This is a genomic window from Phreatobacter cathodiphilus (assembly GCF_003008515.1).
GTDB classification, from domain to species: Bacteria; Pseudomonadota; Alphaproteobacteria; order Rhizobiales; family Phreatobacteraceae; genus Phreatobacter; species Phreatobacter cathodiphilus.
This window is the reverse complement of sequence record NZ_CP027668.1, coordinates 1,459,393-1,480,217: the sequence shown is the minus strand read 5'-3', so window position 1 is coordinate 1,480,217 and position 20,825 is coordinate 1,459,393. Positions and strand designations below refer to the sequence as shown.

The 20,825-nt window shown below is 69.2% G+C and carries 19 protein-coding genes and 1 tRNA gene; 9 read left to right on the top strand and 11 right to left on the bottom strand.

Annotated features, from left to right (window positions below):
* Positions 1–359: 359 nt before the first annotated feature.
* From uvrA to C6569_RS07200, 3 genes are all read left to right on the top strand, one after another.
* Positions 360–3,281: an excinuclease ABC subunit UvrA gene (gene uvrA, locus C6569_RS07210; RefSeq protein ID WP_106748207.1), complete on the top strand. Its 2,922-nt coding sequence runs from the start codon at positions 360–362 to the stop codon at positions 3,279–3,281.
* A 40-nt stretch (positions 3,282–3,321) separates the two neighbouring features.
* The gene (locus C6569_RS07205) at positions 3,322–4,599 is read left to right on the top strand and encodes an MgtC/SapB family protein (protein ID WP_106748206.1); all 1,278 of its coding nucleotides are present in this window, start codon (positions 3,322–3,324) and stop codon (positions 4,597–4,599) included.
* A 138-nt stretch (positions 4,600–4,737) separates the two neighbouring features.
* Positions 4,738–4,902: a DUF1127 domain-containing protein gene (locus C6569_RS07200; protein ID WP_106748205.1), complete on the top strand. Its 165-nt coding sequence runs from the start codon at positions 4,738–4,740 to the stop codon at positions 4,900–4,902.
* A 5-nt stretch (positions 4,903–4,907) separates the two neighbouring features.
* Here C6569_RS07200 and C6569_RS07195 read toward each other — a convergent pair whose 3' ends face one another.
* The 5 genes from C6569_RS07195 to yajC are packed head-to-tail and all read right to left on the bottom strand — an operon-like array spanning position 4,908 to position 9,160.
* Positions 4,908–5,780, bottom strand: a complete 873-nt coding sequence (locus C6569_RS07195) for a phytoene/squalene synthase family protein (protein ID WP_181313944.1) — start codon at positions 5,778–5,780, stop codon at positions 4,908–4,910.
* A 2-nt stretch (positions 5,781–5,782) separates the two neighbouring features.
* Positions 5,783–6,181, bottom strand: coding sequence for an Mth938-like domain-containing protein (locus C6569_RS07190; protein WP_106748203.1), 399 nt, complete (start codon positions 6,179–6,181; stop codon positions 5,783–5,785).
* Between the two features lies 1 nt (position 6,182).
* Positions 6,183–7,142: a protein translocase subunit SecF gene (secF, locus tag C6569_RS07185; RefSeq protein ID WP_106748202.1), complete on the bottom strand. Its 960-nt coding sequence runs from the start codon at positions 7,140–7,142 to the stop codon at positions 6,183–6,185.
* A gap of 25 nt (positions 7,143–7,167) precedes the next feature.
* Complete coding sequence (gene secD, locus C6569_RS07180; RefSeq protein ID WP_106748201.1) at positions 7,168–8,784, bottom strand: protein translocase subunit SecD; 1,617 nt, start codon at positions 8,782–8,784, stop codon at positions 7,168–7,170.
* 46 nt (positions 8,785–8,830) lie between these two features.
* Positions 8,831–9,160 (bottom strand): preprotein translocase subunit YajC, encoded by a 330-nt coding sequence (gene yajC, locus C6569_RS07175; RefSeq protein ID WP_106748200.1) that lies wholly within the window; start codon positions 9,158–9,160, stop codon positions 8,831–8,833.
* Between the two features lie 217 nt (positions 9,161–9,377).
* Here yajC and C6569_RS07170 point away from each other — a divergent pair, with 217 nt between their 5' ends.
* Positions 9,378–10,259 (top strand): ATP-binding protein, encoded by an 882-nt coding sequence (locus C6569_RS07170; RefSeq protein ID WP_106748199.1) that lies wholly within the window; start codon positions 9,378–9,380, stop codon positions 10,257–10,259.
* A gap of 117 nt (positions 10,260–10,376) precedes the next feature.
* Here C6569_RS07170 and C6569_RS07165 read toward each other — a convergent pair whose 3' ends face one another.
* From C6569_RS07165 to C6569_RS07145, 5 genes are all read right to left on the bottom strand, one after another.
* Positions 10,377–11,921 (bottom strand): peptidoglycan DD-metalloendopeptidase family protein, encoded by a 1,545-nt coding sequence (locus C6569_RS07165; RefSeq protein ID WP_106748198.1) that lies wholly within the window; start codon positions 11,919–11,921, stop codon positions 10,377–10,379.
* A 94-nt stretch (positions 11,922–12,015) separates the two neighbouring features.
* Positions 12,016–12,663 (bottom strand): protein-L-isoaspartate O-methyltransferase family protein, encoded by a 648-nt coding sequence (locus C6569_RS07160; RefSeq protein ID WP_106748197.1) that lies wholly within the window; start codon positions 12,661–12,663, stop codon positions 12,016–12,018.
* Positions 12,664–12,671: 8 nt separating this feature from the next.
* Positions 12,672–13,454: a 5'/3'-nucleotidase SurE gene (gene surE, locus C6569_RS07155; protein ID WP_106748196.1), complete on the bottom strand. Its 783-nt coding sequence runs from the start codon at positions 13,452–13,454 to the stop codon at positions 12,672–12,674.
* On the bottom strand, positions 13,454–14,743 hold the full coding sequence (serS, locus tag C6569_RS07150; RefSeq protein WP_106748195.1) for a serine--tRNA ligase: 1,290 nt from the start codon (positions 14,741–14,743) through the stop codon (positions 13,454–13,456). The genes surE and serS overlap by 1 nt, the downstream gene beginning before the upstream one ends.
* Positions 14,744–14,845: 102 nt before the next feature.
* On the bottom strand, positions 14,846–15,535 hold the full coding sequence (locus tag C6569_RS07145; RefSeq protein ID WP_106748194.1) for a DUF1045 domain-containing protein: 690 nt from the start codon (positions 15,533–15,535) through the stop codon (positions 14,846–14,848).
* Positions 15,536–15,664: 129 nt separating this feature from the next.
* On the opposite strand from C6569_RS07145, the gene mnmA reads away from it, so the two are divergent.
* The 3 genes from mnmA (at position 15,665) to C6569_RS07130 (ending at position 17,692) form a co-directional block, all read left to right on the top strand.
* Entirely contained in the window at positions 15,665–16,834 is a 1,170-nt protein-coding gene (gene mnmA, locus C6569_RS07140) for a tRNA 2-thiouridine(34) synthase MnmA (protein WP_106748193.1), read from the top strand.
* 11 nt (positions 16,835–16,845) lie between these two features.
* Positions 16,846–17,478 (top strand): class I SAM-dependent methyltransferase, encoded by a 633-nt coding sequence (locus C6569_RS07135; RefSeq protein WP_106748192.1) that lies wholly within the window; start codon positions 16,846–16,848, stop codon positions 17,476–17,478.
* 137 nt (positions 17,479–17,615) lie between these two features.
* Positions 17,616–17,692, top strand: a tRNA-Met gene (locus C6569_RS07130).
* A gap of 64 nt (positions 17,693–17,756) precedes the next feature.
* On the opposite strand, the gene C6569_RS07125 is transcribed toward C6569_RS07130, so the two are convergent.
* Complete coding sequence (locus C6569_RS07125) at positions 17,757–19,013, bottom strand: GGDEF domain-containing protein (RefSeq protein WP_106748191.1); 1,257 nt, start codon at positions 19,011–19,013, stop codon at positions 17,757–17,759.
* Between the two features lie 365 nt (positions 19,014–19,378).
* Between C6569_RS07125 and C6569_RS07120 the strand changes: the two genes are divergently transcribed.
* Entirely contained in the window at positions 19,379–19,630 is a 252-nt protein-coding gene (locus C6569_RS07120; RefSeq protein ID WP_106748190.1) for an acyl carrier protein, read from the top strand.
* A gap of 1 nt (position 19,631) precedes the next feature.
* On the top strand, positions 19,632–20,825 hold the full coding sequence (locus tag C6569_RS07115; RefSeq protein WP_106748189.1) for an acyl-CoA dehydrogenase family protein: 1,194 nt from the start codon (positions 19,632–19,634) through the stop codon (positions 20,823–20,825).

Below are 20,825 nucleotides of genomic sequence, written 5' to 3'. Positions count from 1 at the left end.
CCTTGCGCTCACATCGGCCCGAGGCTTCCCACGTTCGCGGTCGGGCGTCACGACCAGACCCTTCCGCTTTCGCGAACTATCCCCAGATTGCGGGAGCGGACGCGCCGCACCCCGTCCGTGTTCTTTATTTGTTCTTGCCGCACATGGCAAGGCTTTCTATACTCCTGCGGAGTCGGCGGCCTCGCCGGGGGGCGATTCCGGGCGCACGGCTGCCATCCGGTCCCGCAGAGGTCTGGCGCCGGTGCTCCGGCGTTTCTACCTTGGGGACGGCCGGCATCCTGCTGCCACGTCCCTGCCGAGACCGTGCCTAGCCTGAAACCGCGCAGCGTGCCCGCCGGGGCGCCCGAAGGCCTGTTGAGATGAGCGACCTGTTCGACAAGTTCCGCGACGACGTCCGCCGACCGGATTCCCGCTTCATTTCCGTGAGGGGCGCGCGCGAGCACAATCTCAAGAACGTCGACCTGACGATCCCCCGGGATTCGCTGGTGGTCTTCACCGGCCTGTCGGGCTCGGGCAAATCCTCGCTCGCCTTCGACACGATCTATGCCGAGGGCCAGCGCCGCTATGTCGAGAGTCTGTCGGCCTATGCGCGCCAGTTCCTCGAGATGATGCAGAAGCCGGACGTCGACCAGATCGACGGCCTGTCGCCGGCCATCTCCATCGAACAGAAGACGACGTCGAAGAACCCGCGGTCCACCGTCGGTACGGTCACCGAGATCTACGACTACATGCGTCTGCTCTGGGCCCGCGTCGGCGTACCCTATTCACCGGCCACCGGCCTGCCGATCGAGAGCCAGACCGTCAGCCAGATGGTGGACAAGACCCTCGCCTTGCCGGAGGGCTCCAGGCTCTACCTGCTGGCGCCCGCCGTGCGGGGCCGCAAGGGCGAGTACCGCAAGGAGCTCGCCGACTGGCAGAAGAAGGGCTTCCAGCGCGTCAAGATCGACGGCGCCTTCTACGAGATCGCGGACGCTCCCGCCCTCGACAAGAAGCTGAAGCACGACATCGACGTGGTGGTCGACCGCATCGTCGTGCGGCCCGACATGGCGACCCGCCTCGCCGACAGCTTCGAGACGGCGCTGAAGCTCGCCGACGGCATCGCGGTGATCGAGTTCGCCGACGCCAAGACCGAGGGCGGCGAGCCGATGCGGCTGCTCTTCTCGGAGAAGTTCGCCTGCCCGGTCTCGGGCTTCACCATTTCGGAGATCGAGCCGCGGCTGTTCTCGTTCAACAACCCCTTCGGCGCCTGTCCCGCCTGCGACGGGCTCGGAGTCGAGCAGACGATCGACCCGGATCTCGTCATTCCCGACAAGGACCTGTCGCTGCGCAAGGGCGCGATCGGCCCCTGGTCACGATCCACCTCCCCCTTCTACACCCAGACGCTCGACGCGCTGTCGAAACACTACGGCTTCTCGCTGACCACGCCCTGGTCGAAGCTGCCGGAGAAGGCGCGGCACGCCATCCTCTTCGGCACCGGCGAGGAGACCGTCACCTTCCGCTACGACGACGGCCTGAGGTCCTACGAGACGACCAAAACTTTCGAGGGCGTGGTGCGCAATCTCGAGCGGCGGCTGAAGGAGACGGAGAGCGACTGGGCGCGGGAGGAGATCTCCCGTTACGTCTCCGACACGCCCTGCAAGGTCTGCTCCGGCTTCCGCCTCAAGCCCGAGGCGCTCGCGGTCAGGGTCGGCGGCCGCCATATCGGCGAGGTCTCGCAGATGTCGGTGCGCGGCGCGGGCGCCTGGTTCGGGGCACTGCCCGAACAGCTCAACGCCAAGCAGAACGAGATCGCCGTCCGCATCCTGAAGGAGATCCGCGAGCGGCTCCACTTCCTCATCGACGTCGGCCTCGACTACCTCACCCTCGGCCGCAACTCGGGAACCCTCTCGGGGGGCGAGAGCCAGCGCATCCGTCTCGCCAGCCAGATCGGCTCGGGGCTGACCGGCGTTCTCTACGTCCTCGACGAACCCTCGATCGGCCTGCACCAGCGCGACAACGAGCGCCTGCTCGGCACGCTGAAGCGGCTGCGCGACCTCGGCAACACGGTCATCGTCGTCGAGCATGACGAGGACGCCATCCTGCAGGCCGACCACGTGGTCGATGTCGGCCCCGGCGCCGGTATCCACGGCGGCCGGATCGTCGCGGCGGGCACGCCGGCGGAGATCATGGCCGATTCCGCCTCGCTCACCGGCAAGTACCTGACGGGCGAACTCGGCGTGCCGCTGCCCAAGCGCCGCAAGCCGCAGAAGGGCCGCTCGATGAAGATCGTCGGCGCCCGCGGCAACAACCTGAAGAACGTCACGGTGGACATTCCGCTGGGGCTCTTCACCTGCATCACCGGCGTCTCCGGCGGCGGCAAGTCGACCCTCCTTATCGACACGCTCTACCAGGCGGTGGCGCGCAAGCTGAACGGGGCGAGCGATGCCCCTGCCCCGCACGACCGCATCGAGGGTATCGAACATCTCGACAAGGTCATCGACATCGACCAGTCGCCCATCGGCCGCACGCCCCGGTCGAACCCCGCCACCTATACGGGCGCCTTCACGCCGATCCGCGAATGGTTCGCAGGGCTCCCCGAGGCCAAGGCGCGCGGCTACGAGCCCGGCCGCTTCTCCTTCAACGTCAAGGGCGGGCGCTGCGAGGCCTGCCAGGGCGACGGCGTCATCAAGATCGAGATGCACTTCCTTCCCGACGTCTACGTCACCTGCGACGTGTGCAAGGGCAAGCGCTACAACCGCGAGACCCTGGAGGTGGTGTTCAAGGGCAAGTCGATCGCCGACGTGCTCGACATGACCGTCGACGAGGGCGTCGAGTTCTTCAAGGCCGTGCCCAGAGTGCGCGACATCCTCAAGACCCTGTCGGAGGTCGGCCTCGGCTACATCCACGTGGGCCAGCAGGCGAACACCCTGTCGGGCGGCGAGGCGCAGCGGGTCAAGCTGTCGAAGGAACTGTCGCGGCGCTCCACGGGGCGGACGCTCTACATCCTCGACGAGCCGACGACGGGCCTGCATTTCCACGACGTCGCCAAGCTGCTCGAAGTGCTGCACGAGTTGGTCAACCAGGGCAATTCGGTCCTCGTCATCGAGCACAATCTCGAGGTCATCAAGACCGCCGACTGGGTCATCGACATGGGGCCGGAGGGTGGCGACGGCGGCGGCGAAGTTGTCGCGGAGGGCCCGCCGGAACTGATCGCCAAGGAAAAGCGTAGTCACACCGGCCGTTTTCTCGCAGAAGTGCTCACCCGCAGGCCGCTGAAGGTGAAGAGCGAGGCTGCGGAATAGGGCCCAAGCCGGGCGGGTGTGGCGAGGGGCGTGTAAGGGCATGACGGAACTCGAACTCGCCCAGCGGCTCGGCGTCGCCATCGCCGTCGGTGCGCTCGTCGGGGCGGAGCGGCATTGGCGCGACCGGGCGGAAGACGACGGCCAGCGCACGGCGGGGCTGCGCACCTATACGCTCGTCGGCATGCTCGGCGGCATCGCCGGCGCGCTCGAGTTCGCCCTCCGCGGCACCGGCGGCGGGCCGGGCGGCGTCGTGGTGGTCGGCGTCTTCGTCGCCTTCTCCCTCGTCTTCGGCCTGTTCCAATACCGCGAGCAGCAGGCTGAACAGTCCTACAGCGTCACCTCCGTCGTCGCCGGCATGGTCACCTTCTCTCTCGGGGTGCTGGCGGTGCTCGGCGACATGCGACTCGCGGGGGCGGCCGGCGTCGTGCTGGTGGCGATCCTGGCGGCGCGGGAGGCGCTGCACCGCTTCGTCGAGGCGCTGACCTTCGCAGAGCTGCGCTCGGCCATCGTGCTGCTGGCCATGACCTTCGTCATCCTGCCGCTGGTGCCGACCGATCCCTTCGGCCCCTTCGGCGGCGTGTCGCCGGCGCGGATCTGGACCCTCGCCATTCTCGTCGCGGCCATTTCCTTCGCCGGGTACGTGGCGGTGAAACTGCTCGGCGAGCGCAACGGCGAACTGGTGGCCGGAGCCGTCGGTGGGCTCCTCTCGTCCACCGCCACGACCGTGACCAATGCGCGGCGCTCGGTGGATGCCGGCGAACCGGACCGGCTGGTCGCCGGGGCCCTCGGCGCCGGCGTCGTGTCCTATGCGCGCACCTGCCTGCTGGTCCTCGTCCTCGCCCCGTCGCTCCTCGTCACGGTGGCGCCGACCCTCGCGGCGGCAGGTGCGGTCATGGTCGCCGCGGCCCTATGGCTGGCGCGGCGCGATACGCAGGGCCACGGCAGCAGCGAGACGGCCAATCCCTTCGACCTGCGGCAGGTGTTCCAGATGGCGGTCCTGCTCACCGCCATCGCCTTCGCCACCCGGGCCGCCGCCGCCTGGTTCGGCGATACCGGCGCCATCGCCGTCTCCGCCTTGACCGGGCTGGCCGATGTCGACGCGCCGGTCGTCACCACCGCGGGTCTGCTGGGCGGCGGCCTGTCGGCGGAGGTGGCGGCCCTCGCCATGGTGGTGGCCGTGACGAGCAACACGATCGCCAAGGCGGCCTACGGGCTGATGCTCGGCTCCTGGCGCTTCGGGCTGCTCTTCGCGTCCGCCTCGGCCGCCGCTCTTATCGCCGGCGCCGCCGCGTTCCATGCGGTGCGCCTCCTCGGCTGATCAGAATTCGTTAACAATCGCATGTGCCTATCGCATAGCTGCGGTGCACAATTTCTCATCTCGCAACTGCAGCATAATGACTATCTAGGAGGCAAGCGACGGGTCACGACAGGCCCGTCCGGATCAGGACCGATCGCCATGCTGTACCTCCTCAACGCCCTCATCGCCCGCTTCAAGGCCCATCTCGTCTATCTGCGCACCCGCGAGGAGCTGACCCAGCTCGACGACCGCGCGCTCGCAGATCTCGGCTTCCAGCGCGGCGAGATCGAGTACATCGCCCGCCAGGTCGCCGACGCCGCCTGAGCCGATCAAGCGCGGCCGAAGCGCCGCGCGAAGCGCCACATCGCCCATTGCAGCCGCCACTGAGCCACGTCCGGTGGCGGCGCGAAGGGGTTGCGCTGGCGCGACAGCAGAGCGAGCCGCGGCGTGACCGTGGCCAGCGGCACGAAGGCGGCGACGGTGCGCCGATCAGCCCCGCGAGCGAGCTCTTGCGCTGCCGCCGCATGCCGCCGCGCCATGGCGACGACGGCATCGCGCACCTGCCGCATGGCGTCCGACTCGCGCCCCGTCACCACCTCGTCGCGACCGATACCCTCGGCGGCGAGAATGTCGGCTGGGATGAAGACCTGGCCGCGCGACGCGCCGAGCCCGAGCGCGCGCAGCAGCCCCGTCAGCGCATAGGCCATGCCGGCATGGCCGGCGAGATCCCCGGTGCGCGGATCATCGCCCTCGGCCAGCACCAGAGCGCCCATCTGCATGAGCGCCCCGCTGGTTTCCCCGCAATAGCCCTCCAGATCGGCAACCGACGGCATCGGATCGTCGTAGAGATCGAAGACGCGCGCGTCGATCAGATCGATGAGCGGCTTGATCGGCAGGTTGTGGCGGCCGATCACGTCCAGCAGGGCCGCCGCCACCGGATGGGCGGTGATGTCGCCCCGACCCTCGCCCGTCAGCACGTCGCGCCACCATTGCAGCCGCACCTCGCCGGGTAAGGGTTCGGAGACGCGGTCCCGCACCGAGGCGATCTCGAGATTGAAGGCGGCGAGCGCCACCAGGTCGCCGCGGCGGTCGGAGGGAGCGAAGAGCGCGGCGAGCCAGCGGTCCTTGTCGCCGGCGCGGACCTGCGCGTCGCAATGGTCATAGGCCGCGGCGAGCGTGGCGGAGGGCGGGAGCGGCGCCACCGTCAGGGCACCGCGACGAGGGCGGCCGCGACGCGGCGGTTCTCCCCCAGCATGATGTTGTAGGTGCGCGCGGCAGCGCCGGTCGCCATCACGTCGAGGCCGATGCCGGCCTCCCGCAGCGCCCAGCGAACCGCGTCGTCGACAGGAACCGGGGCGGAACCGGTGCCGAGGAGCAGCACGTCGATGTCCGCGCCTTCGGCCACGACCGCGGCGAAATCGGCCGGGGTCAGGGCCGCGCCCTCCCTGGGCGGCCAGGCGTGGACGCCGGAGGGGAGCGCGAGGATGGACCCGCGGTGGCTCATCTCGGCGAAGCGGAAGCCGCCGCGGCCATAGGCGTCGATGGCGAACCGCCCGGGAACGAACCCCTCGTGCAGGACCTTGAGCGGTTCGCCCCGCGGCACGTCAGGCCTTGGCCTTGGCCGTGGCTCCCTCGCCGTCCTCGGCCTCGGCGCGGGCCGTGCCGAAGCCACCCTGGCGCAGGCCGAGATAGATGAGGATCGGCGCGGCCATGAAGATGGAGGAATAGGTGCCGACGATGACGCCCACCAGCATCGAGGCTGTGAAGCCCTGAATGACCTCGCCGCCGAAGAAGAACAGGCCGAGCAGCGCGAGGAAGGTGGTGGTGGCGGTGATGGTGGTGCGCGACAGGGTAGAGTTGATGGCGACGTCCAGCAGTTCGGCCACCGGGAGCTTCTTGTGCTTGCGCATCATCTCGCGGATGCGGTCGAAGACGACGACCGTGTCGTTGAGGGAATAGCCGATGATGGTGAGCACCGAGGCGATGGAGGTGATGTCGAAATCGGCCTGCGTGAAGATGTAGAAGGCCATGATCGCGGTGACGTCGTGCAGCGTCGCGATCATCGCGGCGACGGCGAACTGCCACTCGAAGCGGAACCACAGATAGATCAGCACCGCGAGGATCGACAGGATCACGCCGATCACAGACATCTGGACCAGTTCGGAGGAGACGGTGGGGCCGACGACCTCGGTGCGGCGCACCTCGTAATCGGCATCGATCAGGGCACGAACGCGGCGCAGCGCCGCCTGCTGCCCAGGCTCGCCCCCCGGCTGTTCGCCGTAGCGGACCATGACGAGGTTGGGGCCGCCGAATTCCTGAAGCTGCACATCGCCGACATTGGCGCCCTGCAACCGGGTGCGCAGCTCGCCGATATTCGCATGGCCCTGCTTGGCCTGCAGCTCGACCAGGGTGCCGCCCTTGAAGTCGATGCCGATGTTCAGGCCGATCGTCAGGAACCCGACGATGGTGGCCATCGAGATCAGCGCCGACAGCCCGAAGGCGAAGGGCCGGAACTTCATGAACGGGAAGGACGTGTCGTCCGGAATCAGTCTCAGCAGGCGCACGGCGGAAGTCTCCCAGTCGCCCGGATCACATCGGAACCCGAGCCGGCTTGAACAAGCGCAGCCAGATGACGACCAGATAGCGTGTGAAGGTGATGGCGGTGAACATCGTGGTGATGATGCCGAGGCCGAGGGTGAGCGCAAAGCCCTTCACCGGTCCGGTCCCGAGATAAAAGAGGATCACGCAGGTGATGAGCTGGGTGATGTTGGCGTCCATGATGGTGCCCATCGCCTTGGTGAAGCCGCCGTCGATGGAGGCGATCACGCTGCGGCCCGAGCGCACCTCCTCGCGGATGCGCTCGAAGATCAGCACGTTGGAATCGACGGCCATGCCGACGGTGAGCACGATGCCGGCGATGCCCGGCAGGGTCAGCGTCGCGCCGATCAGGCTGAGGAGACCGAACATCATCACCACGTTGACGATGACGGCGATGTTGGCGAACAGGCCGAAGAGCCCGTAAGTCGCGAAGATGTAGATGAGCACGAAGATCGAGCCGATGATGGCGGCGCGGGTGCCCGAGGTGATGGAATCCTGCCCCAGGGAGGCGCCGACGGTGCGCTCCTCGACCACGGTCAGCGGCGCGGGAAGCGCGCCGGCGCGCAGCAGCAGGGCGAGGTTGGCCGAGCTCTCCGCAGTGAAGCGGCCGGAGATCTGCCCGGAGCCGCCGAGGATCGGCTCGCGGATGACCGGCGCCGAGACCACCTTGTTGTCGAGGATGATGGCGAAGGGCCGGTTGACGTTCTCGGTCGTCGCCTGGGCGAACTTGCGGCCGCCGGACGAATTGAAGCGGAAGTTCACCACCCACTCCGCCTGCTGGGCGTTGAAGGCGGCCTGCGCGTCGACCAGCTCCTCGCCGGAGACGATGACACGGCGCTGGATGACGTAGGGCACCTGCTGGACGACGCGGTTCCCCTCCTTCACCTCCTCGTAGAGGATGACGCTGTCGGCGGGGGGGCGGCCGGACAGTGCCTGTTCCGCCGTCACCGACTGATCGACCATGCGGAATTCCAGCTTCGCGGTCTGGCCGATGATGGTCTTCAGGCGCTGCGGGTCGCGCTCGCCCGGCACCTGCAGGAGGATGCGGTCGATGCCCTGGCGCTGGATCACCGGCTCGGTGGTGCCGAGCTGGTCGATACGGCGGCGCACCACCTCGATGGACTGGGTCACGGCGCGCGAGACCTTGTCGCGAATGCCGGCCTCGGTGGCCGCGACGACGAAGCTGTCGCCCTGGCGGGACACGTCGAAATCATACTGACCGGAGGTGGAGAAGGCGCCGCCGATGAGCTGCGGGATCTTCCTCAGCTCGGTCAGGGCGAGATCGGCGTTCTGACCCTCGCGCAGGCGCACCACGACGGAATTGCCCTGGAAGCCGAGATTCTGCACCTGCAGGCGGTTGTCGCGCAGCACCCGGCGCACGTCGTCGCGCAGGTTCTCCAGCATGGAGCGGCGCACCTCGTCGGAATCGACCTGCAGCATCAGGTGGACGCCGCCCTGCAGGTCGAGCCCGAGGGTCATGTGGGTGCGCATCGCGCGCGGGAGCTTGTCGACCCAGGACTGGGGCATGATGTTGGGCGCGGCCAGCATCATCGTGGCGAACACCGCCACCAGAATCAGGGTCGCCTTCCAGCGCGTGAAGCTCAGCATCGATCAGTCATCCTCGGCGGCCGGCCGCTGGCAGCGGCCTGATGCGTCACTTCTCGTCGGCGGGTTCGCTCTTCGACCGCAGGTCGGAGACGAACTGCTTGGCGGCCCGGATGCGCACGTTGTCGGCGATCTCGAGCTCGATGGTCGAATCGTCGATCACCTTGGTGATCCGGCCGATGACGCCGCCCGACAGCGTCACCTGGTCGCCGCGGCGCAGACTTCCGATCATCTCCTGATGCGCCTTCACCTTGCGCTGCTGCGGGCGCAGGATCAGGAAATACATGATGATGAAGATCAGAATGAAGGGCAGCATCGACATCAGGATGTCGTTGGTGCCGCCCGCACCGGTCTGCGCAAAGGCCGGGGTGATGAACATGAGGGATCCTCTTGGGGATTTCCCGCCGCGGAAGCGCGGCTGGACGGGATTTTGGCGCGGACTATAGCCAGCAAGCCGTCGATTGCAACGATGCCGTCGCGCCGGTCGCGACCCCGGGCGAAACGCCATGTAAGCCGCGCACGGCATTCTTTCCAGTAGGGCTCATTGCCTCATCGGCGGCGCTGGTGCATGGGACGGGAAAATCGCCCGCGGAGGTATGCCCTTGTCCGATCCCCTGACCCTCGACGCGCTGCACCGTATCGCCGCCGCGCTCGAGCGGCTGGCGCCCCCTGCCCCGAAGCCGGCCGACCTCGCCGCCGCTGACGCCTTCGTCTGGAATCCACAGGGCCCCAAACTCGACCCGGTCGCCCGGGTGAACCGCGTCGAGATGGTGCTGCTGCGCGGCATCGACCGGGCCCGCGACACCCTGATCGAGAACACCCGCCGCTTCGCCGAGGGACTGCCGGCCAACAACGCCTTGCTGTGGGGTGCGCGCGGCATGGGCAAGTCGTCGCTGGTGAAGGCGGCCCACGCCACCGTCAACGGCGACCTCGCGCGGGCGGGACAGGGCGCGGTGCTGAAGCTCGTGGAGATCCACCGCGAGGACATCGAGAGCCTGCCGCAGCTGATGGCGCTCGTGCGCGGCTCCGACTATCGCTTCATCGTCTTCTGCGACGACCTGTCCTTCGATCACGACGACACGTCCTACAAGTCGCTGAAGGCGGTGCTGGAGGGCGGCATCGAGGGCCGGCCCGACAACGTCATCTTCTACGCCACCTCCAACCGCCGCCACCTGCTGCCGCGCGACATGATGGAGAACGAGCGCTCGACCTCGATCAATCCGGGCGAAGCGGTGGAGGAGAAGGTCTCGCTGTCGGACCGGTTCGGACTCTGGCTCGGCTTCCACAAGTGCAGCCAGGACGAGTATCTCGCCATGGTCTTCGGCTACGCCGCCCATTTCGGCATCGCCACAAACGAGGACCAGCTGCGTGCCGAGGCTCTCGAATGGGCCACCACCCGCGGATCGCGGTCGGGCCGCGTCGCCTGGCAATTCGTGCAGGACCATGCGGGGCGCGCCGGCCTCAGGCTGGAGGCCTGACCCTGATAAGGATGGGGCGGCACTGCCGTGCCGCCCCGAAAAGACCGGTCCCTTTGGAGGTCGCAGGAGAGGACCGATCGACTACCCGGCCCCGGCTCGCGCCGGGGAATGGATGCCTCAGTTTGCCCCGAGGAAGGTCATCGGATCCACCGGCGTCGCGCCGCGGCGGATCTCGAAGTGGAGCTGCGGCGAGGACACGTTGCCGGTCTGACCGGCGGCCGCGATGGTCTGGCCGCGACGCACCTGCTCGCCGCGCCTGACCGCGATGGTCGAGTTGTGGGCATAGGCCGTGACGTAGCCGTTGGCGTGGCGGACCAGCACCAGGTTGCCGTAACCGCGCAGCTCGTTGCCGGCATAGGCCACGACGCCGTCTTCGGCCGCCTTGATCGGCGTGCCTTGCGGCACCGACAGCTTGATGCCGTCGCTGGAACCGGCGCGGAAGCCGGTGACCACGCGGCCGCGCACCGGCCAGCGGAACTGCGGCTCGGAGGACGCGGCGCGCGCCGGAGCCTCGGCCGCGGCGGGTGCCTCGGCGACCGGGGCGGGCGCCGGAGAGACCGGCTGCGCGGCGGGCTGCGGCTGCACCGGCGGAATGGCGGCGGTCGGCTGCGGATCAGCCTGGCGGCCGGCCGGGGTGGCCTGGGCCTGGGCGACGGCGCGCTGGGCCTGCTCGCGGCGGGCCGCGGGAGTGGCCGGCGCCGGGGTGGCCGCCGGAGCGGCGGGCGTCACCGAGAGCTGCTGGCCGGCGGGAGCGGCTGCGGTGCGGGTCGCGCCGGGAAGGCGCAGCACCTGGCCGGTGCGCAGCGATTGGGTCGGCTGAAGCTGGTTGGCGCCGGCGAGCTGCTGGCGCGTCACGCCGTAGCGGCGGGCGACACCGGCGAGTGTCTCGCCCGACGTGACCGTGTGGCTGGCGGGGCGCGCGCCGGTGGTCGCCGGACGGGTCGGCGCCGCCTGGGGGGCGGCGGGCTGCGCGCCGGCCTGCCAGTTCATGCGGCCAGCCGGCGTCTGCGGCGCAACGGCTGCGGTCCGCTGCTGCGGCACTGCGGCGGCCGCCGGCTGGCGCACGAGGTCCGTCGCGGCCCGGGCGGGCGCTGCGGCCTGCGGCGCTGACGCCATGGAATAGGTGGGGATGACGAGGCTCTGGCCGGCGGAGAAGCCCTGGTTGCCGGAGACGCCGTTCGCCTGGGCGATCGCCGCCGCGGGAACGCCGTAGCGGCGCGACAGCACTTCGGGCGTGTCGCCCTGCGCGGCGGTGATGGTGGTACCGCCCGCGGCCGACCAGGTGCCACGGCCGTTCGCCGCCGGAGCGGTCGCCATCTGTCGCACGGCGGGCGTCGCGGGATTGGCGGAGCCGAAGGGCTGGCGCGGCGTCACCGTGCCGGTGGTCAGACCCGAATCGGCATTGCGACCGAAGGGCGAGCCGCCCTGCGCCGCGGCAGGCGGCGGCGACGTCACCACGAAGTCGCGGGCGGGAAGCGGCTGGGCCTCCACCTGGGCCACGGGCGCCGCATCCACCTGGGGCGGGGGCGCACTGGCGACCTGCCGCGTCGCGAAGGGGTTTTCGTCGAACCGCGCCACGTCGGTGCTGCAGGCAGCACCGAGGCCGGAGACCGCGATGACGAGGACGAGCCGGGACAGCCCGGGAAACGCACGAGGACGCATGGCTACTCTCACGCGGTACGCAACAAGTGACGCCCCGATTTATGACCTGTTCAGGTTAAGTTTCGGTATTCACCGCGCCGATTGTGCCGGACAATCAGAGGCGCCGGGCGACGCCGTGGACCGCCGGGTCGACATGAGCCACCGCGAAGGCAGTGCGCGCCGCCTGGGAATCGGCCTTGCCCGTGCGCACGACGACGCCGGCAGTGAGCGGCACCACCATGACGCCGTCGGGCGCGAGCTGCGCCAGGAGATGGGGCGGTGGATCGGAGACCGCGCAGGTCAGCAGAATGCGGTCGTAGGGCGCGCGCTGGGGATAGCCGTCGTAACCATCGCCGAAGATCGTCTCGACCATGTCGTAGCCGAGCGAGCGCAGCCTGACATGGGCGGAATCGGCGAGGGTGCGCCAGCGCTCGACGGTGACGACGCTGGCGGCGAGCCGGCCGAGAATCGCCGCCGCATAGCCCGAGCCCGTGCCGATATGCAGGACCTTGTGGGTGGGGCCGACGTCGAGGGCGTCGAGCATGGTGGCGAGCAGCGTCGGCCGGAGAATCGACTGCCCCATGGCGATGGGCAGGGCAATGTCCTCGTCGGCGAGGGCGAAGTGACGCTCCTCGACGAAGGGCACCCGCGGCACCTGTTCCATCGCCTTGAGGACGCGGCGGTCCGACAGGCCGGACTGCCGCAGCATGAGCACGAACTCGGCAGCGGCCAGGAAATGCTCCGGTCCGGGCGCTGCGTTCATCGGGTGCCTCAGCTGCCGGGGGCGCGGTCGCCGGCGAAGACGGCGGCGAGGCGCGTCATCGTCGGCTCGTCGGTCATGTTGATTTCGAGCGGCGTCACCGAGACGTAGCCCTCGGAGAGCGCCCACAGGTCGGTGCCGTTCTCGATGCGGTGGCGGTTCCGCACGAAGGCGATCCAGTAATAGGGATTGCCGCGGCCGTCGTGGCGCGGATCGATGGTCAGGATCTCCTGGTCGCGGCGGCCCTGCGCCGTCACCTGGATGCCGCGCACCTGGTCGGGGCTGCGGTTGGGGAAGTTGATGTTGATGAGCGATCCCGGCCGCAGCCCCTCCTCGAGGATGGTGCGGATGATGCCGGGCGCATGGGCTTCGGCGGTCTCGTAGGGAACGGTGTGGCGGCTCTCGGGGCCATAGGCTTGCGACAGGGCGACGGAGGGAATGCCGAGGATGGTTCCTTCCATGGCGCCGGCGATGGTGCCGGAATAGCCGACGTCCTCGGCGACGTTCTGGCCGCGGTTGACGCCGGAAATGACGAGGTCGGGGCCCTCCCCGGCCATAATGTGCTTGACCGCCATGATGACGCAGTCGGTGGGCGTGCCACGCACGGCGTAGCGCTGCTCGCCGACCTCGCGCAGGCGCAGCGGATCGTTCAGCGACAGCGAATGCGAGACGCCGGACTGGTCGGTCTCGGGCGCCACCACCCAGACGTCGTCCGACAGGGTGCGGGCGATGGTCTCGGCCGCCAGCAGGCCGGGCGCGTGGATGCCGTCGTCGTTGGTGACCAGGATGCGCATCAGGCTTTCTCGATCCGTGTGAGGCCGCCCATATAGGGCTGCAGAACGGCGGGGACGGCGATGGCTCCACCGTCCTGCTGGTAGGTCTCCATCACCGCGATCAGGGCGCGGCCGACGGCGGTGCCCGAGCCGTTCAGCGTGTGGACGAACTGGGGCGCCGGCTGCTTGTTGTCGGTGGCCTTCGGCCGGTAGCGGGCGTTCATGCGGCGGGCCTGGAAATCGCCGCAGACCGAGCAGGACGAGATCTCGCGGTAGGCCTTCTGGCCCGGCAGCCAGACCTCGATGTCGTAGGTCTTGCGCGCCGAGAAGCCCATGTCGCCGGTGCAGAGGGTGACGACCCGGTAGTGCAGGTCGAGGCGCTTCAGCACCTCCTCGGCGCAGGCGAGCATGCGCTCGTGCTCGTCGAGCGACTGCTCCGGCGCGGTGATCGAGACGAGCTCGACCTTCAGGAACTGGTGCTGGCGCAGCATGCCGCGGGTGTCGCGGCCAGCAGCCCCGGCTTCAGAGCGGAAGCACTGGGTGGCGGCGGTGAGGCGCAGCGGCAGCACGTCCTCGGCGACGATCTCCTGCGCCACCATGTTGGTCAGCGTCACCTCGGCCGTGGGGGTGAGCCACAGGCCCTCACGGGTGACGAACATGTCCTCCGCCGCCTTCGGCAACTGGCCGGTGCCGTAGGGCGCGGCGTCCTTCACCAGGACCGGCGGATTGATCTCGGTATAGCCGTGGGTGTCGGTGTGCAGGTCGAGCATGAACTGGGCGAGGGCCCGCTCCATGCGCGCGAGATGCTTCTTGAGAAGGACGAAGCGCGCGCCCGAGAGCTTGGCGGCGACCTCGAAGTCCATCTGTCCCAGGGCCTCGCCGAGCTCGAAATGCTCCTTCGCGCCGTCGATCACACGCGGCGTGCCGAAGCGGTGGCGCTCGACATTGGCGGTCTCGTCCGGTCCGACGGGGACGTCGGCCAGCGGCAGGTTGGGAATGACCTCGAGGGCGGCGATCAGGTCGGCGCTGGCCGCCTTTTCCGTCACCTCGGCTTCGGCCATGCGGTCCTTGAGCGCGGCGACCTCGGCCTTGAGGGCATCGGCGCGGGCCATGTCCTTCTGGCCCATGGCCTGGCCGATCTCCCTGGAGGCGGCGTTGCGGCGCTCCTGCGCGGCCTGGAGGGTGGAGACGGCGGCCTTGCGGGCGTCGTCCAGCGCCAGCAGGGAGGCGGCGAGCGGCTCGCGCCCGCGCGCCGCGAGGGCGGCGTCGAAGGCCTCCGGATTGTCCCTGATCCAGCGAATGTCGTGCATGGTCGTCCCGCGGTCTGCGCCCGGCGGATTCCTAAGCGGAATGCGCCGTGCAAGCGGCTTAAGCGAGGCTCACCGCCAAGGCAAGCGCGGCCCTGCCCCCGATCAGGCCTCGAAGGGGAAACGGGCGAGGATGGCGAACCGCCCTGCCCTGTCCGGCTGGCGGAAGAGGCAGAGCGCGTCGACGGCCAAGGGCGCGGCGACCGCGCGATAGCGTTCCGCCAACGCCGCGCGGACCGGCTCGCGGCGCGCCTCGTCGAGCCGGCCGGTCAGCGTCATGTGGAAGCGGAAGTCCTCGAAGACGTGCGGATAGCCCCAGGCGTCGAGATGGGCGATCTGCCGCTCGCTCAGCGGCGAGCGCAGGCGCCGTGCCCGGTCCGCCTCCGTGAGCGGCGCGCGGAAGGCGTCGAAGTCGCGCACGCAATCGGCGGCGAGCGCGTCGAGCTCCGGCGCGGGGCCGTCGGGAACGAGGGCGACGAAGGCGCCGATGAGCGAGACCTTCAGGGCGGGAATCGTGAAGGCGCGGCGCCGCTCGGCGAAGAGCATGGCGGCCTCGAGGAGATCGGCCTCGCTCCGCCCCTCGGCCAGGGCGAAGGGCGGCTTGAGCGTGCCGTGGAAGCCGTAGCGCTGGGGATCCTCGGTCAGCGCCGGCCAGTCCGGGGCGTCGAAGGGCGAACCGTCGGGAAAAGGCGCGTCTGCCGCCGTTGCGGCGTCATAGCCGATGACGGAGGAGCCGAAGCGCCAGAGCTGTGCGTCGGGTGCGGGTGCGGCATAAAGGGCGTAGCGGGCGGTCATGGAGGCCTGTTAGCGGGCGCATGTGACCGTCTCAAGTCTCGGCCGCAATCTCGTCCCTCCCGCGAGCGAATGCTTTGCGGCGGGCGCTTCGCAGCCTATATAGCCCGTTCAGACGAGAAAAGCCGCCCGATGCTGAACAGCCTCGACATCGCCAAGCCCCCCTCCGCGACCCGCGTGGTCGTCGCCATGTCCGGCGGCGTCGATTCGTCGGTCGTGGCCGGCCTCATGGCCGAACAGGGCTACGACGTGGTCGGCGTCACGCTGCAGCTCTACGACCACGGGGCCGCCATCCACCGCAAGGGCGCCTGCTGCGCCGGCCAGGACATCCACGACGCCCGCCGCGTCGCCGAGCGGCTGGGCATTCCCCATTATGTCCTCGACTACGAGGAGCGGTTCAGGAAGGCGGTGATCGACCGCTTCGCCCAGTCCTATGCCGACGGCGAGACGCCGATCCCCTGCATCGACTGCAACCGCCACGTGAAGTTCACCGACCTCCTGGAAACGGCGCGCGACCTCGGCGCCGATGCCCTCGCGACGGGCCACTACGTGTCGAGCCGGACGTCTGCCTCCGGCCGCCGGGCGCTGTTCCAGCCCGCCGACGCCGACCGCGACCAGAGCTATTTCCTCTTCGCCACGACGCCGGACCAGCTCGACCTCTTGCGCTTCCCCCTCGGCACCATGACCAAGCCGGAGACGCGCGACCACGCCCGCCGCTTCGGCCTTGCCATCGCCGACAAGGCGGACAGCCAGGACATCTGCTTCGTGCCGACCGGGCGCTACACCTCCATCGTCGAGAAGCTGAAGCCGGAAGCGGCGGAGGCAGGCGACATCGTCCATGTCGACGGCCGGGTGCTCGGCCGCCACGAGGGCGTGATGCGATTCACCGTGGGCCAGCGCCGCGGCATCGGCATCGCCGCCAGCGAGCCGCTCTATGTCGTCGGGCTCGACGCCACCCGGCGGCAGGTGATCGTCGGCCCGCGCGAGGCGCTGGCCACCCACGCCGTCGCGCTGCGCGACTTCAACTGGCTCGGCGACGCGCCGCTCGCCGAGGGCGAGACGCTCGCCTGCTTCGCCAAGGTGCGCTCGACCCGCCCGCCGCGCCCGGCGCGGCTGCGCTTGGTGGACGGCGAGGTGGAGATCGAGTTGCTCGACGGCGAGGACGGCGTGGCACCCGGCCAGGCCTGCGTGCTTTACGACGGCGCCGAGGGAATGGCGCGAGTGCTCGGCGGCGGTTTCATCCGCCGGCGCCAGCCCGTCGCAGCGGCGCGCTCCGCCGCCGCGCTTCAGGCCACGATCTGACCGGAGTTTCCATGCAAGCCGCCGAGCTCGACGCCCAATCGATCCAGAAGGCCTATGCGCGCTGGGCACCGATCTACGATCCGATCTTCGGGCGCATTACCACCACCGGCCGCAAGGCGGCGGTGGCGGCGGCCTCTCGGGTTGGCGGCCGTATCCTCGAGGTCGGCGTCGGCACCGGCATCGCCCTGCCCGACTACACCCGCGACTGCCGGGTGATCGGGCTCGACCTGTCCTTCGACATGTTGAAGATCGCCCGCCGGCGGGTGGACGAGGGCCTGACCAACGTCGAGGGCATCCTGCAGATGGATGCCGGCCGGCTCGCCTTCGGCGACGCCAGCTTCGACTGCGTCGTCGCCATGTACCTCATCACCGTTGTGCCGGACCCCGAGGGCGTGATGGCCGAGCTCAACCGGGTCTGCAAGCCCGGCGGCGAGGTCATCCTGGTCAACCATTTCGCCGCCGAGGGCGGCATCCGCGCCCTCATCGAGAAGGCCGCGGCGCCCTTCGGCGACAAGCTCGGCTGGCACCCCGATTTCTCCTTCGACCGCGTCATGGGCGAGAAGGAGCTGACCATGGTCGAGAAGAAGCCGGCGGGCTTCGGCGGCCTGTTCACGCTGGTGCGCTTCCGGAAGGCCACGGCCTGAGCCCCGCGGGCCGGTCGGCCGCGCCCCGCGCGCCCGGGAGCGAAAAAAGCCCGCCCCGATCGGCTTGACACCCCTTCGGCAGCGACCTTATATCCGCGCTCTCGCGAGCCGGTTCGCCGGAGCGCAGGCCCTTTTGGGGCGGGGTAGCTCAGTTGGTGAGAGCGCAGGATTCATAACCCTGAGGTCGGCAGTTCGACTCTGCCTCCCGCTACCAAACGGCCGGACCGGCATGCAGGCGCGAGCGCCGCGGCCCGTCCCCATCCCTACCCGAGCCCGAACTAGCCCTCGCCGCCCGAAGCGCCGACGACGCGGTTGCGCCCTTGGCGCTTGGCGACGTAGAGGCGCGAATCCGCCCGGTTCAGCAAATCCGGCAGGGTCGTCGCATCTTCCGGAGCGGTGGCGACGCCGATGCTGACGGTGGGCGCCGCCTCGAACTCGCGGGCGAGAACGTCCTGGACCGTGGAGCGGAGGCGTTCGGCCAGGTTCATGGCGCCGGCGGACGGCAGACCGTCGCAGAGAAGGACGAACTCCTCGCCGCCATAACGGAACATGCGGTCCTGGGCGCGGATTTCGGCGCGCAGGCACTCGCCGGCACGGCGCAGCACCGCGTCGCCGACCACGTGGCCGAAACGGTCGTTGATGGCCTTGAAATGGTCGATATCGAGGATGAGCAGGCTCATCCTGCGCCCGCCGGCATAGGATTCGGAGAGCATGGCGGGACCCAGCGCCTCGAAGCGCTCGCGCGTGAGGGCGCCGGTGAGGACGTCGTGGCTGCTCTTGCCGAGCAGTTCCTCGTATTTGTGGCGGTAGGTGAGCTTGTGGAAGATGTCTGCCAGGGGCTCGGGCGCCGCCTCCAGCCTCTTCCGCTCGAACAGGGTCAGGTAGAGGCCGATATATACGGCATAGACCAGGGCGGCGGCCATCTTGGCGATCCAGCCGCCGATCAGCGCATCGAAGGGCGTGCCCGTCACCCAGCGCAATCCGACGAAGAAGGCCGCCTGGTCGAAGGTGAGGATGACCGCGAGGCTGAGGCCGGCGCGCAGCACCCCCGAGCGCGGCAGCAGGCTGCGCAGCCGCTCGTAGACGAGAATGAGGGCGATGGCGTCGATGAAGAGCAAGGTCGTGCCCCAGACCATCAGCACGCCCATCTGGTTAATGAGGGCGAGGTCGGGGTTGTAGCCCTGCAGCGAGACCGGCGGCCCGTAGAGGCGCAGCGTCGCGACGAGCGCGACCATCAGGAAGTTGCCGATGAGCAGGCCGTAGATCGGCTGGCGAACCGTCTCGGCATCCTCGCGGATGTAGAACAGCAGGATGATGGCGAGCTTGCCGGAGAACAGCACCGTCGATCCCGGCGACAGGAGGCCGAAGGGCAGCTGGATGAAGAAGACCGCGGCCAGGTAGGTCTCGAGGAAATGCATGACCCCGAGCGCACAGAGGAAGGCGCCGAGGCCCATGGCGTGGCGCAGCCGGAAGAGGACGGCCATGACTCCGAAATAGAGGAGCGACTGGGTCAGGAGGAGGGCAATGCCGGACATGAATCAAAGGTCGTGAACGAATGAGGGGAAACGCGTGGCCCTGCCCGCCGCGGCGGTCGCCGGTCACGCCGGCACGCACCCGTTTTGGCACAGGCCTTCCTTACGGTTTCGTAAATATCCCGTCCCGCCCCGCCGAAATGAGCGTCTGCCGCAGCGGAAACAGGGCCAATTCGTCGTGAAACGGCCGGGTCTGGCCCGGCGTCGTTCTTGCTCATCTGACCACGACGCCGCCGCGGTGTCCCCGCCGGGAACAACCGGAGGAACGGCGGGCGGTTAACGCTATCGGTAATCAAACGTTGATTGCCTCGGTCAAATGCAACACAACCGATCCCGGGAACGGGGATCGGCTCACAGGAGCGATCCGAATGAACAGTCAGATCCGAGAGATCATCGCCCGGACCGTCGAGTTGCCGGGCGGCGTGGCTGACCTTGCCGACACGAGCGACCTGTACGATGCCGGGATGACCTCCTTCGGCTCGGTGCAGCTGATGCTGGCGCTCGAGGAAGCCTTCGAGGTCGAGTTCCCCGAGCGCATGCTGAACCGCAAGCTGTTCTCCTCGATCGCCACGATCGGTGCCGCTCTCGAGGAGCTGCGCTCCGAGAACGTCGGAGGCTGACATGCTCGACCGGTCGGAATCCCCCAGGGCGCCCCAGGGCGCCACGACGGCCGCTCGCGTCAAGCGGGTCGCCGAGATCGCCGCCGCCCATGCGGACGCGGTCGACCGTGAAGGCCGCTTTCCGCGCGAGGCCGTCGAGGCCATGCGCGAGGCCCGCCTGCTCGGCATGATGATTCCGACCCACCTGGGTGGCGAAGGCGCCGATTTCGCCGAGATCGCCCAGGTCTGCACCGTGCTCGGCGGCGCCTGTTCGGCGGCCGGCATGGTCTTCGCCATGCACCAGATCAAGGTGTCGAGCCTCGTCCACCACGGGCTCGACAGCGACTGGCACCGCGCCTTCATGGTCCGGCTGGCGGACAAGCAGCTCCTGCTCGGGTCGGCCACCACGGAGGCCGGCATCGGCGGTGATCTGCGCAACTCCATCTGCTCCATCGTGCCGGACGGCGACATGGTGCGACTGGAGAAGGACGCGACCGTCATCTCCTACGGCCTCGACGCCGACGCCATCCTGGCCACCGCCCGCCGCGCCCCTGAGGCCGCCTCCTCCGACCAGGTCATGGTGGTGATCGAGAAGCACCAGGCGAGCCTCGTCCAGACCTCGGTCTGGGACACGCTCGGCATGCGCGGCACCACCTCGCACGGCTTCAAGCTGGCGGCGACCGTTCCCGCCGCCCAGGTCTTCCCCAAGCCCTTCGCTGAGATCGCGGCCCAGTCCATGCTGGCGAGTTCGCACCTGTTCTGGGCCTCGCTCTGGTTCGGCATCGCCGGCTCGGCCCTGTCGAAGGCGCAGGCGAGCGTGCGCGCCGCCGCCCGCCGCATGCCGAACGCCGTTCCGCCTGGCGCCCCGCGCCTCGCGGCGGCCGCCGCCGAACTCGCGGCGCTGAAGACGATCGTCCGCGACGGCATCGCCCGCTTCGAGGCGGCCCGGCACGACGAGGACGCCATCAATTCCATGGCCTTCGCCGTCGCCATGAACGCCGTGAAGGTCGAGGCCTCGCGCCGCGCCGTCGGCATCGTCCAGGAGGCGCTCACCATCATCGGCATCCAGGGCTACAAGAACGACAATCCCTTTTCGGTCGGACGGCAGCTGCGCGACATCCTGTCGGCGCCGCTCATGATCGCCAACGACCGCATCCTCGCCAACACCGCGACCATGCTGCTCATGTCGCGTCTCGACACCGATCTGGAGGACTGA